This is a genomic window from Providencia sp. PROV040, from assembly GCF_032706145.1.
GTDB lineage: Bacteria > Pseudomonadota > Gammaproteobacteria > Enterobacterales > Enterobacteriaceae > Providencia > Providencia hangzhouensis.
Genome location: NZ_CP120530.1, coordinates 2,904,187 through 2,924,278 on the forward strand (window position 1 = coordinate 2,904,187; position 20,092 = coordinate 2,924,278).

At 37.3% G+C, this 20,092-nt stretch carries 22 protein-coding genes and 4 tRNA genes; 7 read left to right on the forward strand and 19 right to left on the reverse strand.

What is annotated here, in order from left to right:
• Window position 1 precedes the first annotated feature (1 nt).
• From dtnK to P3L40_RS13395, 4 genes are all read left to right on the forward strand, one after another.
• Window positions 2-1,276 (forward strand): D-threonate kinase, encoded by a 1,275-nt coding sequence (dtnK, locus tag P3L40_RS13380; protein WP_004263457.1) that lies wholly within the window; start codon window positions 2-4, stop codon window positions 1,274-1,276.
• Between the two features lie 16 nt (window positions 1,277-1,292).
• A complete protein-coding gene (locus P3L40_RS13385; protein ID WP_036958696.1) occupies window positions 1,293-2,249 on the forward strand; it encodes a D-threonate 4-phosphate dehydrogenase in 957 nt (318 codons plus the stop codon).
• A 3-nt stretch (window positions 2,250-2,252) separates the two neighbouring features.
• Window positions 2,253-3,029, forward strand: a complete 777-nt coding sequence (locus tag P3L40_RS13390) for a DeoR/GlpR family DNA-binding transcription regulator (protein ID WP_036958646.1) — start codon at window positions 2,253-2,255, stop codon at window positions 3,027-3,029.
• 106 nt (window positions 3,030-3,135) lie between these two features.
• The gene (locus tag P3L40_RS13395) at window positions 3,136-3,567 is read left to right on the forward strand and encodes a carboxymuconolactone decarboxylase family protein (RefSeq protein WP_004263450.1); all 432 of its coding nucleotides are present in this window, start codon (window positions 3,136-3,138) and stop codon (window positions 3,565-3,567) included.
• A 66-nt stretch (window positions 3,568-3,633) separates the two neighbouring features.
• On the opposite strand, the gene map is transcribed toward P3L40_RS13395, so the two are convergent.
• Together map and P3L40_RS13405 are read right to left on the reverse strand one after the other, a co-directional pair.
• Entirely contained in the window at window positions 3,634-4,404 is a 771-nt protein-coding gene (map, locus tag P3L40_RS13400; protein ID WP_209101374.1) for a type I methionyl aminopeptidase, read from the reverse strand.
• Window positions 4,397-4,603, reverse strand: a complete 207-nt coding sequence (locus P3L40_RS13405) for a ParD-like family protein (RefSeq protein WP_036958645.1) — start codon at window positions 4,601-4,603, stop codon at window positions 4,397-4,399. Before P3L40_RS13405 ends, map begins: the two co-directional genes overlap by 8 nt.
• A gap of 325 nt (window positions 4,604-4,928) precedes the next feature.
• On the opposite strand from P3L40_RS13405, the gene P3L40_RS13410 reads away from it, so the two are divergent.
• Window positions 4,929-5,354 carry a universal stress protein gene (locus P3L40_RS13410; RefSeq protein WP_004263436.1) on the forward strand — a complete coding sequence of 142 codons (426 nt, stop codon included), beginning with the start codon at window positions 4,929-4,931 and terminating at the stop codon, window positions 5,352-5,354.
• A 132-nt stretch (window positions 5,355-5,486) separates the two neighbouring features.
• The gene (locus P3L40_RS13415; protein ID WP_094961226.1) at window positions 5,487-5,918 is read left to right on the forward strand and encodes a hypothetical protein; all 432 of its coding nucleotides are present in this window, start codon (window positions 5,487-5,489) and stop codon (window positions 5,916-5,918) included.
• 5 nt (window positions 5,919-5,923) lie between these two features.
• Here P3L40_RS13415 and P3L40_RS13420 read toward each other — a convergent pair whose 3' ends face one another.
• Complete coding sequence (locus tag P3L40_RS13420; protein ID WP_210852554.1) at window positions 5,924-6,697, reverse strand: nucleotidyltransferase domain-containing protein; 774 nt, start codon at window positions 6,695-6,697, stop codon at window positions 5,924-5,926.
• Window positions 6,698-6,703: 6 nt separating this feature from the next.
• Window positions 6,704-7,909, reverse strand: coding sequence for a nicotinamide mononucleotide deamidase-related protein YfaY (locus P3L40_RS13425; protein ID WP_210852553.1), 1,206 nt, complete (start codon window positions 7,907-7,909; stop codon window positions 6,704-6,706).
• A gap of 222 nt (window positions 7,910-8,131) precedes the next feature.
• Here P3L40_RS13425 and P3L40_RS13430 point away from each other — a divergent pair, with 222 nt between their 5' ends.
• Window positions 8,132-8,689 (forward strand): toxin-antitoxin system YwqK family antitoxin, encoded by a 558-nt coding sequence (locus tag P3L40_RS13430; RefSeq protein WP_196731601.1) that lies wholly within the window; start codon window positions 8,132-8,134, stop codon window positions 8,687-8,689.
• Between the two features lie 106 nt (window positions 8,690-8,795).
• Here the strand turns inward: P3L40_RS13430 and fabV are convergent, their stop codons facing one another.
• The 15 genes from fabV to P3L40_RS13505 all read right to left on the reverse strand — a co-directional run bounded on the left by fabV (window position 8,796) and on the right by P3L40_RS13505 (window position 20,004).
• The gene (fabV, locus tag P3L40_RS13435; protein WP_004263421.1) at window positions 8,796-9,995 is read right to left on the reverse strand and encodes an enoyl-ACP reductase FabV; all 1,200 of its coding nucleotides are present in this window, start codon (window positions 9,993-9,995) and stop codon (window positions 8,796-8,798) included.
• Window positions 9,996-10,471: 476 nt separating this feature from the next.
• Window positions 10,472-11,032 (reverse strand): hypothetical protein, encoded by a 561-nt coding sequence (locus P3L40_RS13440; protein ID WP_004263412.1) that lies wholly within the window; start codon window positions 11,030-11,032, stop codon window positions 10,472-10,474.
• Between the two features lie 124 nt (window positions 11,033-11,156).
• On the reverse strand, window positions 11,157-11,309 hold the full coding sequence (locus P3L40_RS13445) for a hypothetical protein (RefSeq protein ID WP_036958643.1): 153 nt from the start codon (window positions 11,307-11,309) through the stop codon (window positions 11,157-11,159).
• Window positions 11,310-11,579: 270 nt separating this feature from the next.
• Window positions 11,580-11,666 (reverse strand) — tRNA-Leu (locus P3L40_RS13450).
• A 126-nt stretch (window positions 11,667-11,792) separates the two neighbouring features.
• Window positions 11,793-11,879 (reverse strand) — tRNA-Leu (locus P3L40_RS13455).
• A gap of 7 nt (window positions 11,880-11,886) precedes the next feature.
• Window positions 11,887-11,960 (reverse strand) — tRNA-Cys (locus P3L40_RS13460).
• A gap of 23 nt (window positions 11,961-11,983) precedes the next feature.
• Window positions 11,984-12,059, reverse strand: a tRNA-Gly gene (locus tag P3L40_RS13465).
• Window positions 12,060-12,225: 166 nt separating this feature from the next.
• Window positions 12,226-12,774 (reverse strand): CDP-diacylglycerol--glycerol-3-phosphate 3-phosphatidyltransferase, encoded by a 549-nt coding sequence (gene pgsA / locus P3L40_RS13470; protein ID WP_004263394.1) that lies wholly within the window; start codon window positions 12,772-12,774, stop codon window positions 12,226-12,228.
• A gap of 57 nt (window positions 12,775-12,831) precedes the next feature.
• A complete protein-coding gene (gene uvrC / locus P3L40_RS13475; RefSeq protein WP_004263390.1) occupies window positions 12,832-14,664 on the reverse strand; it encodes an excinuclease ABC subunit UvrC in 1,833 nt (610 codons plus the stop codon).
• Window positions 14,631-15,317, reverse strand: coding sequence for a LuxR C-terminal-related transcriptional regulator (locus tag P3L40_RS13480; RefSeq protein ID WP_210852551.1), 687 nt, complete (start codon window positions 15,315-15,317; stop codon window positions 14,631-14,633). Before P3L40_RS13480 ends, uvrC begins: the two co-directional genes overlap by 34 nt.
• Before the next feature lie 176 nt (window positions 15,318-15,493).
• Window positions 15,494-16,744: a peptidase T gene (pepT, locus tag P3L40_RS13485; RefSeq protein ID WP_196731587.1), complete on the reverse strand. Its 1,251-nt coding sequence runs from the start codon at window positions 16,742-16,744 to the stop codon at window positions 15,494-15,496.
• Window positions 16,745-16,807: 63 nt separating this feature from the next.
• A complete protein-coding gene (locus P3L40_RS13490; RefSeq protein ID WP_004263378.1) occupies window positions 16,808-18,361 on the reverse strand; it encodes an AbgT family transporter in 1,554 nt (517 codons plus the stop codon).
• A 294-nt stretch (window positions 18,362-18,655) separates the two neighbouring features.
• Window positions 18,656-19,063: a phosphate-starvation-inducible protein PsiE gene (gene psiE, locus P3L40_RS13495; protein WP_172412229.1), complete on the reverse strand. Its 408-nt coding sequence runs from the start codon at window positions 19,061-19,063 to the stop codon at window positions 18,656-18,658.
• 183 nt (window positions 19,064-19,246) lie between these two features.
• Window positions 19,247-19,660 (reverse strand): GFA family protein, encoded by a 414-nt coding sequence (locus P3L40_RS13500; protein ID WP_094961219.1) that lies wholly within the window; start codon window positions 19,658-19,660, stop codon window positions 19,247-19,249.
• A gap of 74 nt (window positions 19,661-19,734) precedes the next feature.
• Complete coding sequence (locus P3L40_RS13505; protein WP_094961218.1) at window positions 19,735-20,004, reverse strand: hypothetical protein; 270 nt, start codon at window positions 20,002-20,004, stop codon at window positions 19,735-19,737.
• Window positions 20,005-20,092: the final 88 nt, after the last annotated feature.

Genomic DNA, 20,092 nt, shown 5'->3' on the forward strand with positions numbered 1-20,092 from the left:
TATGAAGCTATTAGTTATTGCAGATGACTTTACAGGGGCAAATGATACCGGTGTTCAATTTGCTAAAAAGCATGCGCGCACAGAGATACTTCTTGATAATACACAAAAACATTCTTGGTTTGCTGATGTCGTTGTGCTTAATACAGAAAGTCGCGCATTAAATGCACAAGTTGCTTCAGAAAACCTACGAAATAGCCTGAAACCTTTTTTATCTCAGAAGGATAAACCTGTCATTTATAAAAAAATTGACTCAACATTTCGCGGTAATATCGGGGCAGAAATAGAGACAATTATGTCAGAAACAGGCTTAAAACTTGCTATTGTTGCCGCAGCTATTCCTGCGGCAGGACGTGTAACGTTAAATGGTGAATGTCTCGTTCATGGAAAAGCACTTATTGAAACTGAATTTGCTTCTGACCCTAAAACACCAATAGTTTCATCACGTATCCAAACTATTCTCCATCAGCAGACTACCCTGCCCGTTATTGAAGTGAATCTAGACCAAATACGTTCAGGGCGATTCGCAACATGGTTACAAGCACAAGCGCCAACGCAAGGCAGTATCATCGTCACGGACGCTGAAAATGATGAAGATTTAGCACTAATTGCTGAAGCCGTATTTTCAATAGATCAACCTTGCCTACTCGTTGGAGCTGCGGGCTTTGCAAATGCATTGCCTGAGAATATTTTCATGGATAAAAAGCAAGGGCTACCGTTATTTATTGTCGCTGGCTCAATGAGCAGCGCAACAATTGAACAGGTAAACTATGCACAAACACATTGTGATGCCAGTGTCATTGATGTTGATGTCACACAAGTACTTGCAGCCACTACACAAGATAACTACATGGCTGCGCTCATCAAAGAAATTAGTCAAACATTAAACCAACAAAAACACACCATCATACGAACCAGCCGAGATGTGCAAGATAGGCATCATATTGATGACCTATGCAATACCTACGGTATGACTCGTAATGAATTGGGGAAAAATATCAGCGACTTTATTAGTTTGCTGACCTTAAATACGCTGTCTGTTGCCAGCATCGGGGGACTTTTTTTAACAGGTGGAGATATTGCGATTGCGGTTGCCAATACTTTGGGAGCAAAAGGTTATCGAATTCAATCTGAGGTACTGCCATGTATACCTTGCGGCACTTTTATTGACAGTGAAATTGATGACTTACCCGTGATCACCAAAGCGGGAGGGTTTGGTCAAATAACCACTTTATGCGAAGCCATCAAATATATTGAGGAAATTTATTGTGAAAAATAATGTTGTTGCTATTACCATGGGAGATCCTGCAGGTATTGGCCCAGAAATTATCGTCAAATCCCTTGCAGAAGGTGAACTGGCAGGAGCCTCTGCCGTTGTTATCGGTTGTGCATCAACAATGCAGCGATTAATTAAATCAGGGGTAGTTCCTCAGATAAAAATCAATGTGATACAAAATATCAAAGAAGCTCAATTTTCAGCGGATACCATCAATATTATTGATGAACCCCTAGCCGACCCTAGCGCACTTATTGCGGGGAAGGTCCAAGCTCAAGCTGGTGACTTAGCATTTCGTTGTATTAAACGTGCGACTGAACTAGCTCTCGCAGGTGAAGTGAAAGCGATTGCCACTGCACCTTTAAATAAAGAAGCATTGCACCTTGCCGGGCACAACTACCCAGGTCACACTGAACTACTTGCCCAGCTAACCAATACCAAAGATTATGCCATGGTGCTTTATACCGAAAAATTAAAAGTCATCCATGTCACAACACATATTGCATTGCGTAAATTTTTAGATACATTAAATAGCGAGCGTATCATAACCGTGTCTCGTATCGCATCAGACTTTTTAAAACGCGTTGGCTATGAAAAACCACGTATTGCGATCGCTGGCGTTAATCCTCATGCTGGGGAAAATGGTTTATTTGGTGATGAAGAAATCGTATATTTACAACCAGCTATAGAACAGGTAAGGTCTGAAGGTATTAATGTTTATGGCCCTTGTCCTCCAGATACTGTATTTTTACAAGCCTATCAAGGGCAATATGATATGGTCGTTGCCATGTATCACGATCAGGGTCATATTCCTTTGAAATTATTAGGTTTTTATGATGGTGTTAATATCACTGCGGGCCTTCCGTTCTTGCGCACTTCAGCCGATCACGGAACCGCATTTGATATTGCTTGGACGGGTAAAGCAAATCCTGAAAGTATGGCCATCTCACTTAAACTTGCGATGAATGTAGTATAACTAATGAGCACAATGGATAGATTAGATTTAATACTTGAGTATCTTAAACAGCATAACCTCGTCACTGTTGAAGAACTAGTACAAGCATTATCCGTGTCAGCGGCCACTATCCGGCGTGATCTCATTAAACTTGATGAAACTGGGGTTATCTCTCGCACGCATGGCGGTGTAACCCTAAACCGTTTCATTCCTGTTCAGCCCACTACGTCCGAAAAAAACCAGCGTAATCTAAGAGAGAAACGGGCTATTGCGAAAGCGGCAGCCCGTTTAATTGAACCAGGTAGCACGGTTCTACTTGATGCAGGAACAACCATGCTTGAGCTAGCGCGAGAGCTCACTCATATGCCCCTGCGTGTTATCACCTCTGACCTCCATATTGCCCTTTTTCTTTCTGAATTCAAACAAATTGAAGTCACAATTGTTGGTGGAAGAATTGACGATAGTAGCCAATCTTGTATTGGTGAGCATGGGCGTGTTTTATTACGTAGCATTTATCCTGATATCGCATTCATTAGTTGTAACTCTTGGAGTTTAGAAAAAGGAATTACAACACCAACAGAAGAAAAAGCAGGTCTAAAACGTGACCTAATAACAAATGCTACACGCTCTGTTATGCTTGCTGATAGTAGTAAATACGGTAAATGGTCATTATTTCGTGTCGCTCAAATAGACGAATTGACAGATATTATTACAGATAACCAACTTCCACTCGATATTCAGCAAAAATTTATAGATTCTTGTCGTACTAATCTAATATTGGTTTCCACAAATGCCACTTAATGCTATTGAACTTGATTTCTTTATAAAATAAAGTAGCGCAACCTTCCAACCAAACCGCACCAAACATTGCATTTCATCTGACAACAAAATATGTAAGGAACCACTCATGAGCGAACTGAGATTAGCTTATAACAATTTATCACCTGAAGCGTATAAAGGGCTTATTGAATGCAAAAATGCATTGGATAAAAGCGGGTTAGGTAAAGAACTAATAGAGCTTGTTTATTTAAGAGTTTCACAAATCAATGGCTGTGCATTTTGCCTAGATATGCATGCAAGCTCATTACGTTCAAATGGTGTCAGTAACAAAAAAATAGACACACTCGCTGGCTGGCAGGTTAGTCATCATTTTAATTCATTAGAGCGCGCTGCATTAGCTTGGACCGAAGCTGTCGTTAATATAGCTACCAGTGGTACATCAGATGCTCTCTTTAATGAATTAAAACACCATTTTTCTGATGAACAAATTTCTGATTTAACTATCGCTATTGGTTTAATGAGTGCCTTTAACCGTATAGCAATAGCACTGAGACAATAGTAAAAATTTGTATAAAAAAAGCTTGCTACCTTTATGGCAGCAAGCTTGTAAATTCTACTTTTAACACTATTTTTCTTCATCACGTAATGTTAAAACTTCATACCCATCTTTAGTGACTAATACCGTATGTTCAGATTGAGCAGATAATTTTTTATCTCTTGTTACGACCGTCCAACCATCTTTTTTTGTTTTAATTTTCATCCCACCCTGGTTAATCATTGGCTCTATCGTAAATGTCATTCCTTCTTTTAATTCAACCCCTTTCCCTCGTACGCCGTAATGAAGAACTTGCGGATCTTCATGCATTTCACGGCCAATACCATGCCCACAATATTCGCGTACGATACTGTAACCTTTAGATTCCGCATAATGTTGAATAGCGGAACCAATATCACCCAATGTCGCACCCGGTTTAACTTGTTTTATTCCTTCCCACATAGCAGCATAAGTATCTTTAACTAATTTACGTGCTAGTGGTGAAGCTTCTGGCATTACATACATTTTACTTGAATCAGCGATAAAGCCATTTTTCTCTAGCGTAATATCAACGTTAATGATGTCTTTTGCTTTTAAAATTTCATCTGTTTTTGGAACACCATGACAAACGACTTCATTCAACGATGTATTCAAAACATATTGGTAGCCATATTGCCCTTTACTAGCAGGCCTTGCTTGTAATTCATTAACGATATAGCTTTCAACTTTATCATTAATCTCCATTGTGGAAATACCCGGTACAATAAATGAATCCAACATCTTAAAAACGCTAGCCAAAAGTCGTCCAGACTCACGCATCAGTTCAATTTCTTCTGCTGTTTTAATTGTAATATTATTCATGAACTTTTCCTTTTAATTCAATTGACTCTTTTTCTAACATTTCATTGACTAACATAGTAAATGTCTTATTCGGGTTTAGTTCAGCTTGCATACCAATTTTAATCCAAAACTCTGCCTGTGAATTAATCGAACGGGACATAACCTGGCTCGCATGGCGCAGATAATCATGCAATTCATCTGAAATTTTTACGATACCCAAAGCAACCTCAACAATATGATGTGTATACAAATCATGTATAGATCATATAACAGGAAGATGATGATTCAAAGCATTCACGTTTTGTATAGCACAAAGCGCATGAAAAACAGCCCATAAATACTACTTTAAGTTGCTTAAGTTGATTCCGCCGTCAAAGTATTTGAATCGTTGATCCGCTATCATAAATTCCGAAAAATGTAATGATTATACGTAAATTAGCATTATTTTGATTAACTCGGCCATGTGCTGGTTTAACTGCCGTACTATTAATAAACTAATGATCCGATTACAACATGAGCTCAATAAATAAAAGCTGGAGAAAAACATGTATAATAAAATTTTAGTTCCTATTGATATAACAGAAAAAAGCTTAGCACATTTAGTTATGGCTCATATTCAATACCTTGCTGAATATGAAAAAGCACATATTCATTTTTTGGCAATTATTCCTACTGTTCCTTTCTATACCACAATGGGATTTGGTTTTGCTGAAAAAGCTGATAGTGAACAAGAAAACGTCACGAAGCAGCTCGCTGAAATAATTAAAGAATTTAATATTCCAAATGATAAATACAGTGCTCAAGTTTTAATGGGAACACCAAGAGATGAAATCTTACGTGTTGCAGAGGAAATTTCTGCTGATTTAATCGTTATTGGGTCAAGGCGCCCAGGTATGTCCACATACTTTTTAGGTTCAACAGCATCAATGGTTATTCAAAATTCAAAAATTTCTGTTTTGACTGTCCGATAGCCGCTATTAATTATAGTAATCTAGGTAGCCTATTATTGGGTTACCTTGTTTTTTCGTGTTAATCTTACATACATGGATTATTCACTCCACTAAGCTATGTATTGCAGATTTATTTTTCACTCAAGGAATGTAATGAAAAAACACTTACTCTGGATCAGTATTAGTATCAATATAATTTTAGCTATCGCTTTAATTACAGTTATCTACTCGTTTTTAAATATGAAAAATCAGGTGATGACTATAGTTGAGCAAGCAAAGTCAGGAAAGTATATCGAGCAAGTACAACAGCATACGAAACAACTTATTCCAAATACTCTTAATGAACTAAAAATCTTAGAAACGGGTGGCAACTCGTGTGACCAGTTTTATCAAAAAGTCGATGTAGTTATTGAATACTTACATAATAATCCAGAGATTATTGGAGCACAAACCTACACCGAACAATTATCTTCAGTAAAAATGGCCATTGATAAAACCCCGATTGTTTTAAAAAATAAAGCTTGTAAGAGTGGAGTTTCAAGTATTAATTATATCATTGAGGCACTACAACCGGATGAGCCATAATTGGCTCATTTATTAACAACATTAGAATGCTCAACATCCAACCAGCTGATAAACTGGGCTAAATATTTCAAAAATTCCTCATCAGCAAAAGGCTCTATACTTTGACGTAAAAAATAATTTATTTCATTTTGTCGTTCTGGATAATATTGAACGAATTTTTGTATATATTCAAATAATGTTTCTGGCCAGTCACTATCATTTTTCCAACGTAATATATTAGTGGAACGAATGAGCTTTCTCGATGCCGCCCGATATAATAACTTTAGCTCAGAGTCATCATGACAATGATTAATTTGATCGATATAATCATTCAATACATTAACAAAATCGCCATTAACTGCTTCTGCTATTTCTCGCGAAGGAACAAATTGGCTAAAATGTGTTGCTAAGTCATCTCCATAAATGCAACGGCAATGATGCTTAATCCAATATCCCCAACTATATAGATTAGCCTCACTCATCACATCCGTAAGAATACCAATATCAAAATCAATTTTGCTGACCTCAATGTGATTAACTGTTAATTGAACTTGTATTTCATTCAATCTGGTTGTTTCTAATTGAGTAAGGGCACCACATAATACAATGCATAGATCTAAATCTGATTGCTGTGGCTTCGCACAGCCTTTTGCAACACTACCATACACATAAATGCTATGGAGCTTGTCTTTTAATATGCAACTCAGCCAATAAATAGATTCTGTTATTATTGACTGAAATTCTGGTTGAAACGGCCTCTCTTCAGGAACAGGAATATACTTATAATCTTTTAACTTCATAACCACCTAACTCTCAAAAATAAGTGTTTCTGTTTGTACTAACCATTCATAGTAGCCAATAACCTCGCGACCATTTAACCAACGAGACAACATATCTAATATTAACATTACACTGACTTCTTGCTTTTCTTTCTGTGAATGATTATTTGGTAAATAATGAATTCTCTGCGCATAACACATATCTGGTGTTGATAGAGCAACGTTTAAATATTGCTCATTATATTCGCCAACCACTAAACCAATAGATAGAGGATGATTAATTGCTATATATTGAGCTCTTTGCGCTAAAATTTTCAATGTTTGTTCCACGTTAGATGGCAAAATTTGACTGGAAGAAATAGCGATCCCCGCTGAATCTAATGTCCAACTTAACAGCCCTGCGCTAAATTGTTCACTGACTATTATTTGTAATTTCCTTTCTCTTAGGGATTTGCCAATTTTTTGCGCTAAACCTTCTGTCCCTTCAAATATCAAGTTGTCCCCTACTCCTTGCTTCACTAATTGCCAATCTCTTTCCATCAATTCTTTTTGTGACGCAGGTCCCGTTAGCTTTAATTCAATAATAGGCATTGAAGAACGATAGCCTAAAACACAGTTTTCAGGTAAAGGTAAGCTATCAAATTGCTTCGCAAGACTACTTTCACTACGGCCAAAACTGGTTAGGCGTAAACAAACTGGTGGCTCTGGCAATGTAAAATGTGCTCGTAACCTTGGCAAAATTTGCTCATTCACCATAACCTTAAATTCAGAAGGAACACCAGGAGTAAAAAAAATCAGACAATCATTCAAGACTAAAGAAAAGCCACAAGCCGTTCCTACAGGGTTATCAATTAATTCAGCATTTTCAGGGAGTAGTGCTTGTTTACGATTCGTTTCAGGCATAACCCGCCCTCTGGCAATAAAATAACGCTCCATGACTTCAACCCACTGAGAATGTTCAACTAATGGAACTCCCGCAGCTTTAGCCGCCGCCAAGGCGCTTAAATCATCACTTGTTGGCCCAAGCCCGCCGTTAACAATGAGAATATCTGCAGATAAACTACGCTCAAGGAAAGTAGCGACTAAACAATCTAAATTATCACCAACCGTTGTTCTGCTACTCAAAGGGAGACCTTGTTGAAAAAAACAGTCTGCCAACCAAGCGGCATTTGTATCAATTATTTGTCCGTATAAAACCTCATCGCCGGTACTCAACATTTCAACAACTAACATCTATGACTCCCTGATTATATAAATCACATTAACTGACTAAATTACCTTATTATCAAGATGACTAACATCAATTTTTATTCACCTGAGTTCCCCTTTTAAAATATCCAGAACTCATTAAAAATAAATGGTTTAGGATAATTCTCACCCTATATGGTCATAAAAAGGCTATAGTTTTATATGCAATTGAATCCATTATTTTTTCACAGCAATAATAGAGGCTACATGTTCAAACTAAAACCAATTAGATCTGTTGCATTATTTTCTTTAGTTTTATTAGTTTCTGGGTGCCAACTTGGAGGATCTCCAAATTCTAATTCAAACTCAGATTCAAAATTTGGAGATTTAAGTGAATTAAAAAGAATAGACTTTCCTTCCACAGAGGCACCTAAAGGTATTTCTGAAGGAGCATTTGAAGTTGAGTACGATAATGGTCAGCCCAAATTTAAAACATGGGTATCTAAAGGATGTTTTGATAAATATATCAAAACCTACTATGAAAATGGCAAGCCTGAATCCCATATTGAACTCAAAGACTGCAAGGTACATGGAACTGTCCGCACTTACCATGAGAGTGGCCGTAACGATATCGAAGTCAACACACTGCAAGGTAAATTATCAGGGCCATTTATAATTTATCACGACACACCTAGTAATAAACCCAATATTACGGGCACATTTAAAAATGAAAAACTCGTTGGAATAGTGACCGAATTTGATGAAAATGGAACGGTTATTTCTAAAGCTCTCATCCGCGATGGTGAAATTACCGTATTGCAATAATTCAACTAACAAGATAAAACAGATGCGTATGATTTACAAAGATAGCTAAAAATAGAAACCCGCAAGTAGCGGGTTTCTAATAAATTGAAAATGAAGACGAATATAACTAAATTAACTCTTTCACTTCAAAATTCACTTCACCGCTGAGATCAGCATCATAATCAACACCATTTAGGCCAAAGCCAAACAGACGGAGAAACTCAGCTTTATAGCCTTGGTAATCCGTTAATTCATTGATGTTGTTATCATTAAGCTGCTGCCAAATTTCACGGCATGTGTTTTGTACGTCATCACGCAATTCCCAATCATCTAAACGTAGACGATGTTTTTCATCGGTCTCTGGCACTGCGTCATTGAATAACTTAGTGGCAAATAAGCGTTGAATTTGTTCAATACAGCCTTCATGGATCCCTTTTTCTTTCATAATCTTAAAGACAATAGAGATATATAACGGCATGACAGGAATTGCAGAGGAAGCCTGTGTTACAACAGATTTTAATACAGCAACATACGCTGCCCCACCCTTAGCTTGCAATTTTTGATTGATTGCATGAGCCGCACGGTCCAAATCTTCTTTTGCTTTACCCAATGTACCATGCCAATAAATTGGCCATGTTAAATCCGTACCAATATAAGAATAAGCCACAGATTGTGCGTTATCGGCTAAAACACCCGCTTCATCTAACGCATTCATCCACAGTTCCCAGTCTTGGCCACCCATGACTTTCACTGTATCTGCGATTTCCTGTTCATTGGCGGGTTCAACAACAGCTTCAATCAACACATCTTTGTTGGTATCCAGCGCAACAGATTTGTACGGTTCACCAATAGGTTTCAAGGCTGAACGTACAATTTCACCTGTTTCAGGCATTTTACGCACTGGTGATGCCAGTGAATAAACCACTAAATCAATTTGGCCTAAGTCTTGTTTAATCAAGTCAATAACGGTTTGACGGCATTCATCAGAAAAGGCATCACCATTAATGCTTTTTGCATACAGGCCTTCTTCTTTCGCTGCTTTGTCAAAGCCGGCGGAATTGTACCAGCCCGCAGAACCTGTTTTACTTTCACTGCCTGGTTTTTCAAAAAATACACCAATGGTAGCGGCTCCGCTGCCAAATGCGGCGTTGATACGAGAAGCCAGACCGTAACCGGTGGATGCACCAATAACTAAAACTTTCTTAGGGCCATTTTTCAGCTCGCCACGTGATTTCACGTAGGCAATTTGCTCACGAACATTGGCTTCACAGCCTGCTGGATGAGCTGTAGTGCAGATAAAACCACGAATTTTAGGTTTGATAATCATAGTAATTTTTTCTTGGTAGCTAACAATCAGGGTCTAATATACCTGATATTATCCATTTACTTAAGACAGAGTGAAAATAAATAGGGTGAACAGACCAGTTTATTGGTTACTTTCCCACTAATTACCTATTTTAAATCATTGAGAGTTTCAATAACACGGCGTAATAAATCTAACTCTCGCTCAAGGTTAGTTGCTTTCTCTCTAGGATAATGACCATATATTTTTGTGACGCCAAGGCGACTGTCATTATAGCACTCATCACCCCAGCAAATATAAGACATTGAAATATAATTTTTTAAATATCTGCTGTTGAGATTAAGGAACGTATCATCATGTTCCCAGAGCAACCCTATGACGCATTTGGGAAATACTGCAAGATATTAAAGAACTCATCCAGAGGTAAAGGATATGCCTAAAACCATTACCAAGAGAAACAATAAACAACCATAACCTGTACTAAATAATTTGCTAGCCGCTTATTGCGGCTTAGGGGGGATTAAATTATGTATAACCATCACTGAGTAAACAATATCTTTTTTATTGTGAATTTTGCGAAAATGAGCATTACTAACAATACCGACCATAATCTGCATGCCATCTTTCTCATAAACCCGCTTAAATGGTGTTGTTTCGTCATCAGATATTTTATCTAAGAAATAAACATTTCGTTTATAGCGTTCAATTGTTTGCTTTGGCAAACCATATACTTCAAACATTTTCTGGTTAATCGCATCATACTCAGCCAAAATGACTGATTGGTCACGGCTATCTTTTCCTTGGGAGGAAACGAGCATTAGCGTATTTTTTTCCCGAGAAAACATCAATAAAAACAGTTTATTTGCTATTTGAGGAGAGTTTGCTGATGAACATAACGCACCTCCTTCTTGAAACTCAGTACATTGCAATCCTTTTAACTGTAATTTTTTTATATCTTCAGGGGTTTGCCCCCACTTAAACCCATAAGGGGCATCTAGCTTTTTCGTTGTGCAGCCAGAAGCGAGTACGAGTATTAACGTAAACAAAATTCCTTTTATCATCACTTCTCAAATTCCAATTAAGTCATCTAATTTGATACTATCAAAAATGAATAATTAATCAAAAATTAACTTTTCTATCATCATATTAAATGACTCGATTGATTTCTGTACCGTTAAAGCTGCCTTACTCTTCTTTGTTCTCCTGTTGTTTAGCCTCTGCCATAGCAATTTCTTTCAACCAATCTGCTAATAACGGTTTTGTTTTTACTGTATCTAATAACGCTCGTTCATGTTTAGTTAATCGTACAACTACAACTTCAGTTTTCATGTTAGACATAGCCTGATCCTCTTTAAGAATCAGAATAGTGACACAAAACACTAACAGAACGGTCTGACTTACGGTTTTTTACACGAATTTCGCGTTAGTTGACACAATCAAAAATACTTATGCTATTTCAAAAGAAACACATTGAATATAAAGAATAAATACACCTAATTAAACGACATCAGTTCAGCAGATACTAAATATTTGAAGGGAGTTAGATACAAAAAAACCACCTAAAGGTGGTTAATTGCTAATTTTAATCATTTCTGATTAAAATTGAGATGGTGCCCAGGGCGGGACTTGAACCCGCACAGCCTAAAGGCCGAGGGATTTTAAATCCCTTGTGTCTACCGATTTCACCACCTGGGCTAAATTGTCTTTCTCAAAAACTTGGATAAATTATTAATCTACCCGACTAACCCATGCATTTAATAAAACACATCGTGATTAGCTAACTTAAAATAAAACACTTAATAGCGTTTAATTACTTTAAGATGGTGCCCAGGGCGGGACTTGAACCCGCACAGCCTAAAGGCCGAGGGATTTTAAATCCCTTGTGTCTACCGATTTCACCACCTGGGCTAAATTTTGGAGGCGCGTCCCGGAGTCGAACCGAGCTACACGGATTTGCAATCCGGTGCATAACCGCTTTGCTAACGCGCCTTATCCGAATTTCTTTCGAAATTTGGAGCGGGAAACGAGACTCGAACTCGCGACCCCGACCTTGGCAAGGTCGTGCTCTACCAACTGAGCTATTCCCGCGTAAAGCTTCACTTTTCAGCTTATGCTTTTCAAACTGGCTGATTTACTTATTTATTTTCGTAAACCATGTTGCCGTTCGATGCGTTGCATTCTACTGATTTCACCTATCGAGTCAATACAATTATTGAAATAATTGGATCGTTCGCTGTTTTTTCAATCATTTCGATCACGCTTCGCTCAAATCACCCCATGCAGCCTTTAAATATTGGAACATTGACCAGAATGTTAAGATAGCTGCAACATACATTAGTGCGATTGAAAGGTTTTCAATCAATGGCGTTGGACGCCACAATAAACCGACCAGTGACATCATCTGAGCAGTGGTTTTAAATTTACCAATCCAAGAAACAGCCACACTACTACGTTTTCCTATCTCTGCCATCCATTCACGTAAAGAAGAAATGATAATTTCACGTGCAATCATGGTTGCTGCTGGCAAAGTCACATACCAAACATCGTAACTTTCAGTGACTAACACTAACGCTGTAGCAACCATAACTTTATCAGCAACAGGATCTAAAAAAGCACCAAACTTTGTAGTCTGCTTCCACAGTCTTGCTAAAAAGCCATCAAACCAATCAGTTACCGCTGCGATAACAAAAATAAGCGCGCATGCAAACGGCCCCCAAGTAACAGGGAGATAAAAGGCTAATACAAAAAACGGTATTAGGATGACGCGAAATAATGTCAACCACGTTGGTATGTTTAATTTCATCACGCTCACTAACTTTTTGACCAAGTTGGATATTATGAATATGTTGCCCTAAGACACTCACTGTTTCAATGCATTATAAATCTTTTCTGCAAGGGCGTATGAGATCGAGGGCACTTTTGCGATTTCTTCTATACTTGCATTACGTAAAGGTTGTAACCCGCCCATATATTTTAGCAACATCTGCCGACGTTTCGGGCCAACCCCCTCAATTGACTCTAATGCACTAGTACTTTTGACTTTTGCTCGTCGTTGTCGATGCCCCGTAATCGCATGATTATGTGATTCATCTCGGATGTGTTGGATTACATGCAAAGCTGGGGAATCAGGTGGTAATGAAAAACCTTCGCCTTCTGGTTTTAAAAATAAGGTTTCAAGCCCCGCTTTACGGTCGCTACCCTTTGCAACGCCAATCAGCAATGGGTGTTTTTTATCCCAATCAACCTCTAGTGAATTAAACACATCCCTTGCCTGCCCTAATTGGCCTTTACCCCCATCAATAAAGATAATGTCAGGAACTTTGCTTTCATCAATGTGTTTACCATAACGCCGTGTTAAAACTTGATGCATAGCCGCGTAATCGTCTCCAGGGGTGATCCCTGTAATATTATAGCGCCGATACTCTGATTTCACCGGGCCCGATTTATCAAACACAACACAAGAGGCGACTGTTTGCTCCCCCATCGTATGTGAAATATCAAAACACTCCATACGATTAATGTTTTCTAAATTAACCACTTTTGCTAGTGCTTCCATACGTTGTTGCACCGTCGAGTGTTGCGCTAATTTTGTTGAAAGCGCAATTGATGCATTCGTTCTCGCTAATTTTAAGTAACGAGCCCTCACACCACGTGGCTGACTTTGAATATGAATTTTACGTCCCGCGATCTCAGAAAGAGACTCAGCTAATAATTCTTTTTCTGTTAATGCAAAATCTAATAAGATTTCGCCAGGTAGAGTTCTATTTTCACTTCCTTGCAAATAAAACTGACCTAAGAAGGTTTGAACCACTTCCTCAAGCTGTGTATCTGCTGGAATTTTAGGGAAATAACTGCGACTACCAAGGACTTTGCCTTGACGAATAAAAAGTACATGCACGCAAGCAAGACCAGATTCAAAAGAAACACCAATAACATCTAGGTCATCGCTATCACCAGATACATATTGCTCTTCCGTGACAGCTCTTACCGCTTGGATTTGATCTCTAAAACGCGCTGCATCTTCAAAGCGTAGTTCTAAACTTGCCTTTTCCATACGGTCAACTAAACCAGCCAAAACTTGTTTATCTTTACCCGTTAAAAATAAACGTACATATTCCACTTGTTGATTATAGTCTTCATCGGAAACCAACCCTTTAACACAGGGACCTAAGCAACGACCAATTTGATATTGTAAACAAGGCCTTGAGCGATTTCGATACATGCTATCTTCACATTGACGTATCGGAAATAACTTCTGCATTAACGCTAATGTTTCCCTTACCGCATAAGAACTCGGGAAAGGGCCGAAGTACTCGCCTTTAGCATGTTTCGCCCCTCGGTGCATCGAAATTCGAGGATGAGTTTCACTGCTTAAAAATAGATATGGATAAGATTTATCGTCACGTAACAATACGTTATAACGTGGCTGGTACAACTTAATATAGTTGTGCTCAAGTAATAGCGCTTCTGTTTCAGTATGAGTCACCGTCACATCAATAGAGGCGATTTGCTTTACCAACTGCTCTGTTTTGCGGCTACCCACATTTTCACGAAAATAACTTGCTAAGCGTTTCTTAAGATCCTTTGCCTTTCCTACATATATAACCGTTTCCCCAGCGTCATACATACGGTATACACCAGGTTGATTAGTAACTGTTTTTAAGAAAGCTTTCGGTTCGAACTGTTCTGACACTCGAGTAAACCCTGTTTTGCTGTGATTAAACCATAACTGATAGCTATATGAGTTAATTCTACATCACTACAGATATTAAGTTTACTAAACATTCGATATCGATAGGTATTTACTGTTTTAGGGCTTAAGGAAAGGGACTCCGCTACCCGTTTTATAGGCATTCCCTGAGTGATCATTAACATGATTTCTAACTCACGCCCCGATAATAAATCATATAAATCTTGTTGATTACTATAAACTAACCGCTGTAGAGCAAGGTCTTGGGCAATATCCGGCGATATAATTTTCCGTTTAACACTTACAATTTGTATAGCTTCAATAATGTCTTCTTCTGTCACATTGATACTCAATAAACCGAAAATGCCAATATCTAATGCTTTTAAAAAAAATGCAGGGTTATTTCTTACATTGTAAATAATGATCCCAACATCTGGTTGAGTTCGACGTAATGTCTGGATTGTTTTTAGTGAGTCATAACGAAAACTATCACTACTGACTAAAATCATATTTGCTTTTTGGCATCTATTCCATGTAATCACGTGTTCTAGTGATGAAAAAGAAGCAACAATTTTATAACGTATTTGACGTGAAAAAATAGCCTCAAAACCACGAATTACAATATTACTGTCGTCAATTATTATAATATTAATCAATTAATACCCCTATTGGATTTTAAACCTAATAGTGAAAAATAATAAATGAATAAATAAAAAAGTCATATACACTTTTTTATTTATTTTTGTTTTATTAAAAATAACTAAATTATAATTTACATGAATGAATTATGGGTATTAATAATTAAAGGCCACCTTATTGAGTGGCCTTTATATTAAGAATAAAATGATATGTTATTTTTTCCAACTAAACGACAAATGGTTTCTGATACTAAGTAGCTTTTCTCAAAAGAGCTGATTGGTAAAAACTCAAAACATGAGTGGAAATTAAGTGCACCAGTAAAATAATTTGGGGTTAAGATACCTCTTGCTGATAAAGCAGAGCCATCCGTACCACCGCGCATTGGGATCACCTTAGGTTCAACCTCTTGAATTTTCAATGCATCAAAAATTAAATCAATCGCTGTACGGTCATCTCCTAATGAGTCGCTAATATTGCTATACACATCTACAATGTTGCACTCAATTTTTGCACGCGGATGACGCGCTTTTATTAACTCAATCGCTTGTTTTATAAAGTGTTTTCGAGCTGAAAAACTATGACGGTCAAAATCACGGATCGCCATTTTAATTTTAGCATTATCAGGGTTTGCTATTAAATCTGTCACATAAAAGTAGCCTTCGCGATGCTCTGTATGTTCTGGGGTATCAAAACGATCAAAGCAACCAATAAAATCATGAGCTACACGAATAGGATTCAACAATACATTCTTAGCTGACATAGGATGTGCGGTAATACCTTTAATTGAAACTTCAATAGAAGCAGCATTAAACGTTTCGTACACAACCTCACCAAGAGCACAACAGTCAATGGTATAAGCAAAATCAACGTTAAAACGGGATAAATCCATAATTTTAGAACCGCGTAGGCCAATTTCTTCGTCAGGTACAAACGCAACGTAGATATCCCCACAATCAAAATCGGCATATTGCAGCTTATTCATTAATTCCATGACAACCGTTACAGCGGCTTTATTATCTGCGCCAAGTACGCTAGTTCCATCACTAAAAATAATCGCTTCACCGATATAAGGTGCAGCTTCAGGGTGCTCATCTGATTTAAACCAAATATTTTCTTTTTCATTTAAACATAAATCTTTGCCTTCATATCTTAAGGTTTGAGGCTTAACGATGGGAGATAACCCAACATCAACAGTATCTAAATGAGTCACAAAACCTATTTTTGGCGCTGAAGGCTTATTGCCTGGGCGCATTGCATATAAGATGGCATGGTCATCAATATAAACATCTTTCAAGCCATAACTTTCAAGCTCTTGCGCTAATAATTTTGCCAGCTCACGTTGCCCTTCTGTGCTTGGAACAACCGTGCTTGCTGCGTCACTTTGGCTTTCAATAGCGAGATAGCGGTAAAAACGCTGCTCTAATTGCTTACCTAATTCGTTCATTTTATATTCCTTGCATTAACTATATTTACCCTACCTATTTAATAGGTAGGGTATTGGCCCTACTTATGGTGCAGGATGCCATGTGTAACCACTGTCGAAACCAATTGGGATATCAAAAGCCCAGAATAAATATAATGTTGAAGTTAAAATAATTAATAGCCCAACGGTGAATGGGATCATCATTGAGCACAATGTTCCTATTCCTGCATTTTTATAGTATTTCTGGCAATACATCAGGATTAACGGATAAAACGGAAACATCGGTGTGCTCACATTCATTGCAGAGTCGCTGACACGAAATGCAGCTTGTGTTAATTCAGGTGAAATTCCGACTGCCATTAGCATAGGCACTAATACTGGCGCCATAATTGCCCATTTTGATGTCGCAGAAGTAATCATAATATTTAAGATAGCCGTTAATAGAATAACGCCAAAAACGGTCATTCCAGATGGCATATCAAGTGTACGTAATAACTCTGCCCCTGAAAGCGCTAATAATGTGCCTAAATTAGAATGTTGGAATGAATATAAAAATTGGGCAGCAAAAAAAGCAAAAACAATAAATGGGATAAGTGACTTAGTAATATTTTCCATTGCCTTGACAACATCTTTTGTTGATGTAAAAGATTTCGTCATATAACCATAAACAATGCCTGGCAAAGCAAAGAAAATAAATAATAAAGGCACAACAATTTGCATGATAGGTGCTTTAGGGCTAGTTAAGCTACCATCAGGCCCACGTAATGGAGAGTTCTCTGGCCATAATAGTGCAAATAATCCGATACCTAAAGCAATTAGTACTAAACCAGAAATACGAAAAGCACGATTCTCAGCAGCAGTAATTTTACCTAAATTTTTTTCAGAATCAGTATCAACTTCGTTTGAACTGATTGGGCAGTTTTTATTTAGCCATGGTTCAACAATCTTCTCAGTGATAAACCAACAGGTAAAAATAACCCCGAATGTACCACCCAAACTAAAGAAATAGTTACATAAAACATTTACGCTATAACCCGGCGCTAGCATTTGTGCAGCATCTTGCGTAAAACTTTGCATTATTGGGTCAATAATTGATGGCGTATAGCTTGCAGTAAATCCCCCCGCTAAGCCTGCAAATGCAGCAGCAATCCCAGCTAATGGATGACGACCACTCGCATAAAACATCATTGCTGCAACTGGCATTAAAATGACATAGGCAGAATCTGAAGCAATATGAGAAACAATCCCCACAAACACCACTGTAGGCGTTAACATTCTTGGTGAAATAAACGACAACATTTTTTTCAATGCGGTATTAATGAAACCACTGCTTTCAGCAATACCAATACCTAATGTTGCCACTATCGTGATACCAAGAGGAGGGAAATTAATGAAGTTTTTAACTGCCGCAGTGATAAATAATATGATTTCCTCATACTGAAACATATTAACTATAGCAATTTTTTCTTTTGAAATAGGATGGTAATAACTAAAATCTACGAAAGAAAGCAGATAAGATAAAAACCAACATATAATCAGGGCGTACACAAACAGCATAGTCACATCAGGCATAACATTACCGATGCGCTCGACACGGTTTAAGAACCCTTTTTTCTTGGGAAGTGTTTTTGTTGTCATATTTACAAGCTACTTATGTTATTAGAATAGAAACTTTATAACAGTAAATAACCTATATATAAAAGTAAAATATTTTTGTGATTAGTTTTTACAGGATAAACCAGTTACAAAATAAAATATTAGAATTATTTATATTAATTTTAATTACCAAAAATTACATATCTTAAATTTTATTAACTTATAGATTTAAATGCAGGGTATATCACTTAAGTATTTGACTTCGAGTCTGCGCATACAAAAAAAGGAATAATAATTACACTTTTTTTGTATGCAAGTAAATTACACTAATGTATGTTATTCACGCTTTAATTTTTCAGTATTTGCAATATAAAGTGCAACGACTAGTACCAAAATCGCCCCTGCATGCAACAAAGTTGTCATAGGGTCACTATGATCAACGATAATTAAACGAATAATCGCAGTAATACCAATATAGATAAAATACCTTAACGGGAAATGATAGCCCGACATAAAATATTTTATTATCAAGGCAATAAACTCAAAGTATAAAAAATAAATGACAATGCCTTCTAACAACTCATAGGCCGTCGCCCCTTTTGAGCTACCAAACATTAATGAGGCCATTGTCACCGTTTCTTTAGCTAAAAAGAATACAAGTACGGCAGCGAGTGAGATCAAGCCAATATTTAATATCCATTGTAGTACCCACGCGATATTACTCGCATGACGCATTCCTTTCATACTATTCATTTGTTATTCCTCTGAACAACTTCTAAACCTAGTCATTACCTTAATTGTAAAACAAATTTAAGTCGACCGCATGACAAATAAGAGGTCAATTTAACGAATAGAATCAAAAAATATAGTCTGATCGACTGCCACTGCATTCCTTATTACTTACTATTAAATCTATAGCCACAGAGTTTAATCCGATGATGGGGACATCATTTCCATAATATCTTTCTCTGTCAACATGGGTGTTCTTTCAACAAAGTTATAATATTTGGGCTTACTATCTATGTAAATTTGCATACTCATTTGCGCATCTTTACTCTCTTTAAATAAAGCTGCTGATGCATAATATGTTGAAGGTGTGAGTAAATGATAAAAAAGGTGTGAACCACAATTTTTACAAAATGCACGTTCTCCCCATTGAGATGATGCAAAAATTGACACAGACTCTTGCCCCTCTACCATTAAATCGTTACCACAATCAACACTAAAGCCTGGGCCGCCATTCCATTTTTGACACATTCCACAATGGCATACACTGACATGACTAATATCTTTTGCTGTTGTGATTTTTACAGAACCACACAAACATTGGCCTTGATGTATAGAATTTCCTTTATGTAGGTCGTAGATTTATTACTCAATATAAGCATATTTACAGCAAAAAATTCAGATATGACTTACTTTTCATGTATTCTGAATTGTCGGCCAGTAAAACGTTTATCGTTAACAATATTACGCAACTGAGAACTATCAAGTTCTTTCGCTTCCCGTTCAAACTCTATATCTGCTTCATTTTGGTCTGTATTTTGTAACACATACTCATACGCTACTTTATTGTGCGCTATAATTTCTGTTAATACTGTATTATTCGCAGCTTGAGCCGCTATTGAAAAGCCAGTCAAAATAACGATCATAATAAATATACGAGCTAGTAATGTTTTTTTCATCATTATCTCCTATTCCGTTATGACTGTTTTAGCGCAAATCCCTGTCAGAAAAAACAGGCTATAAGTAAGTGTTCTCATGATTAAGTAA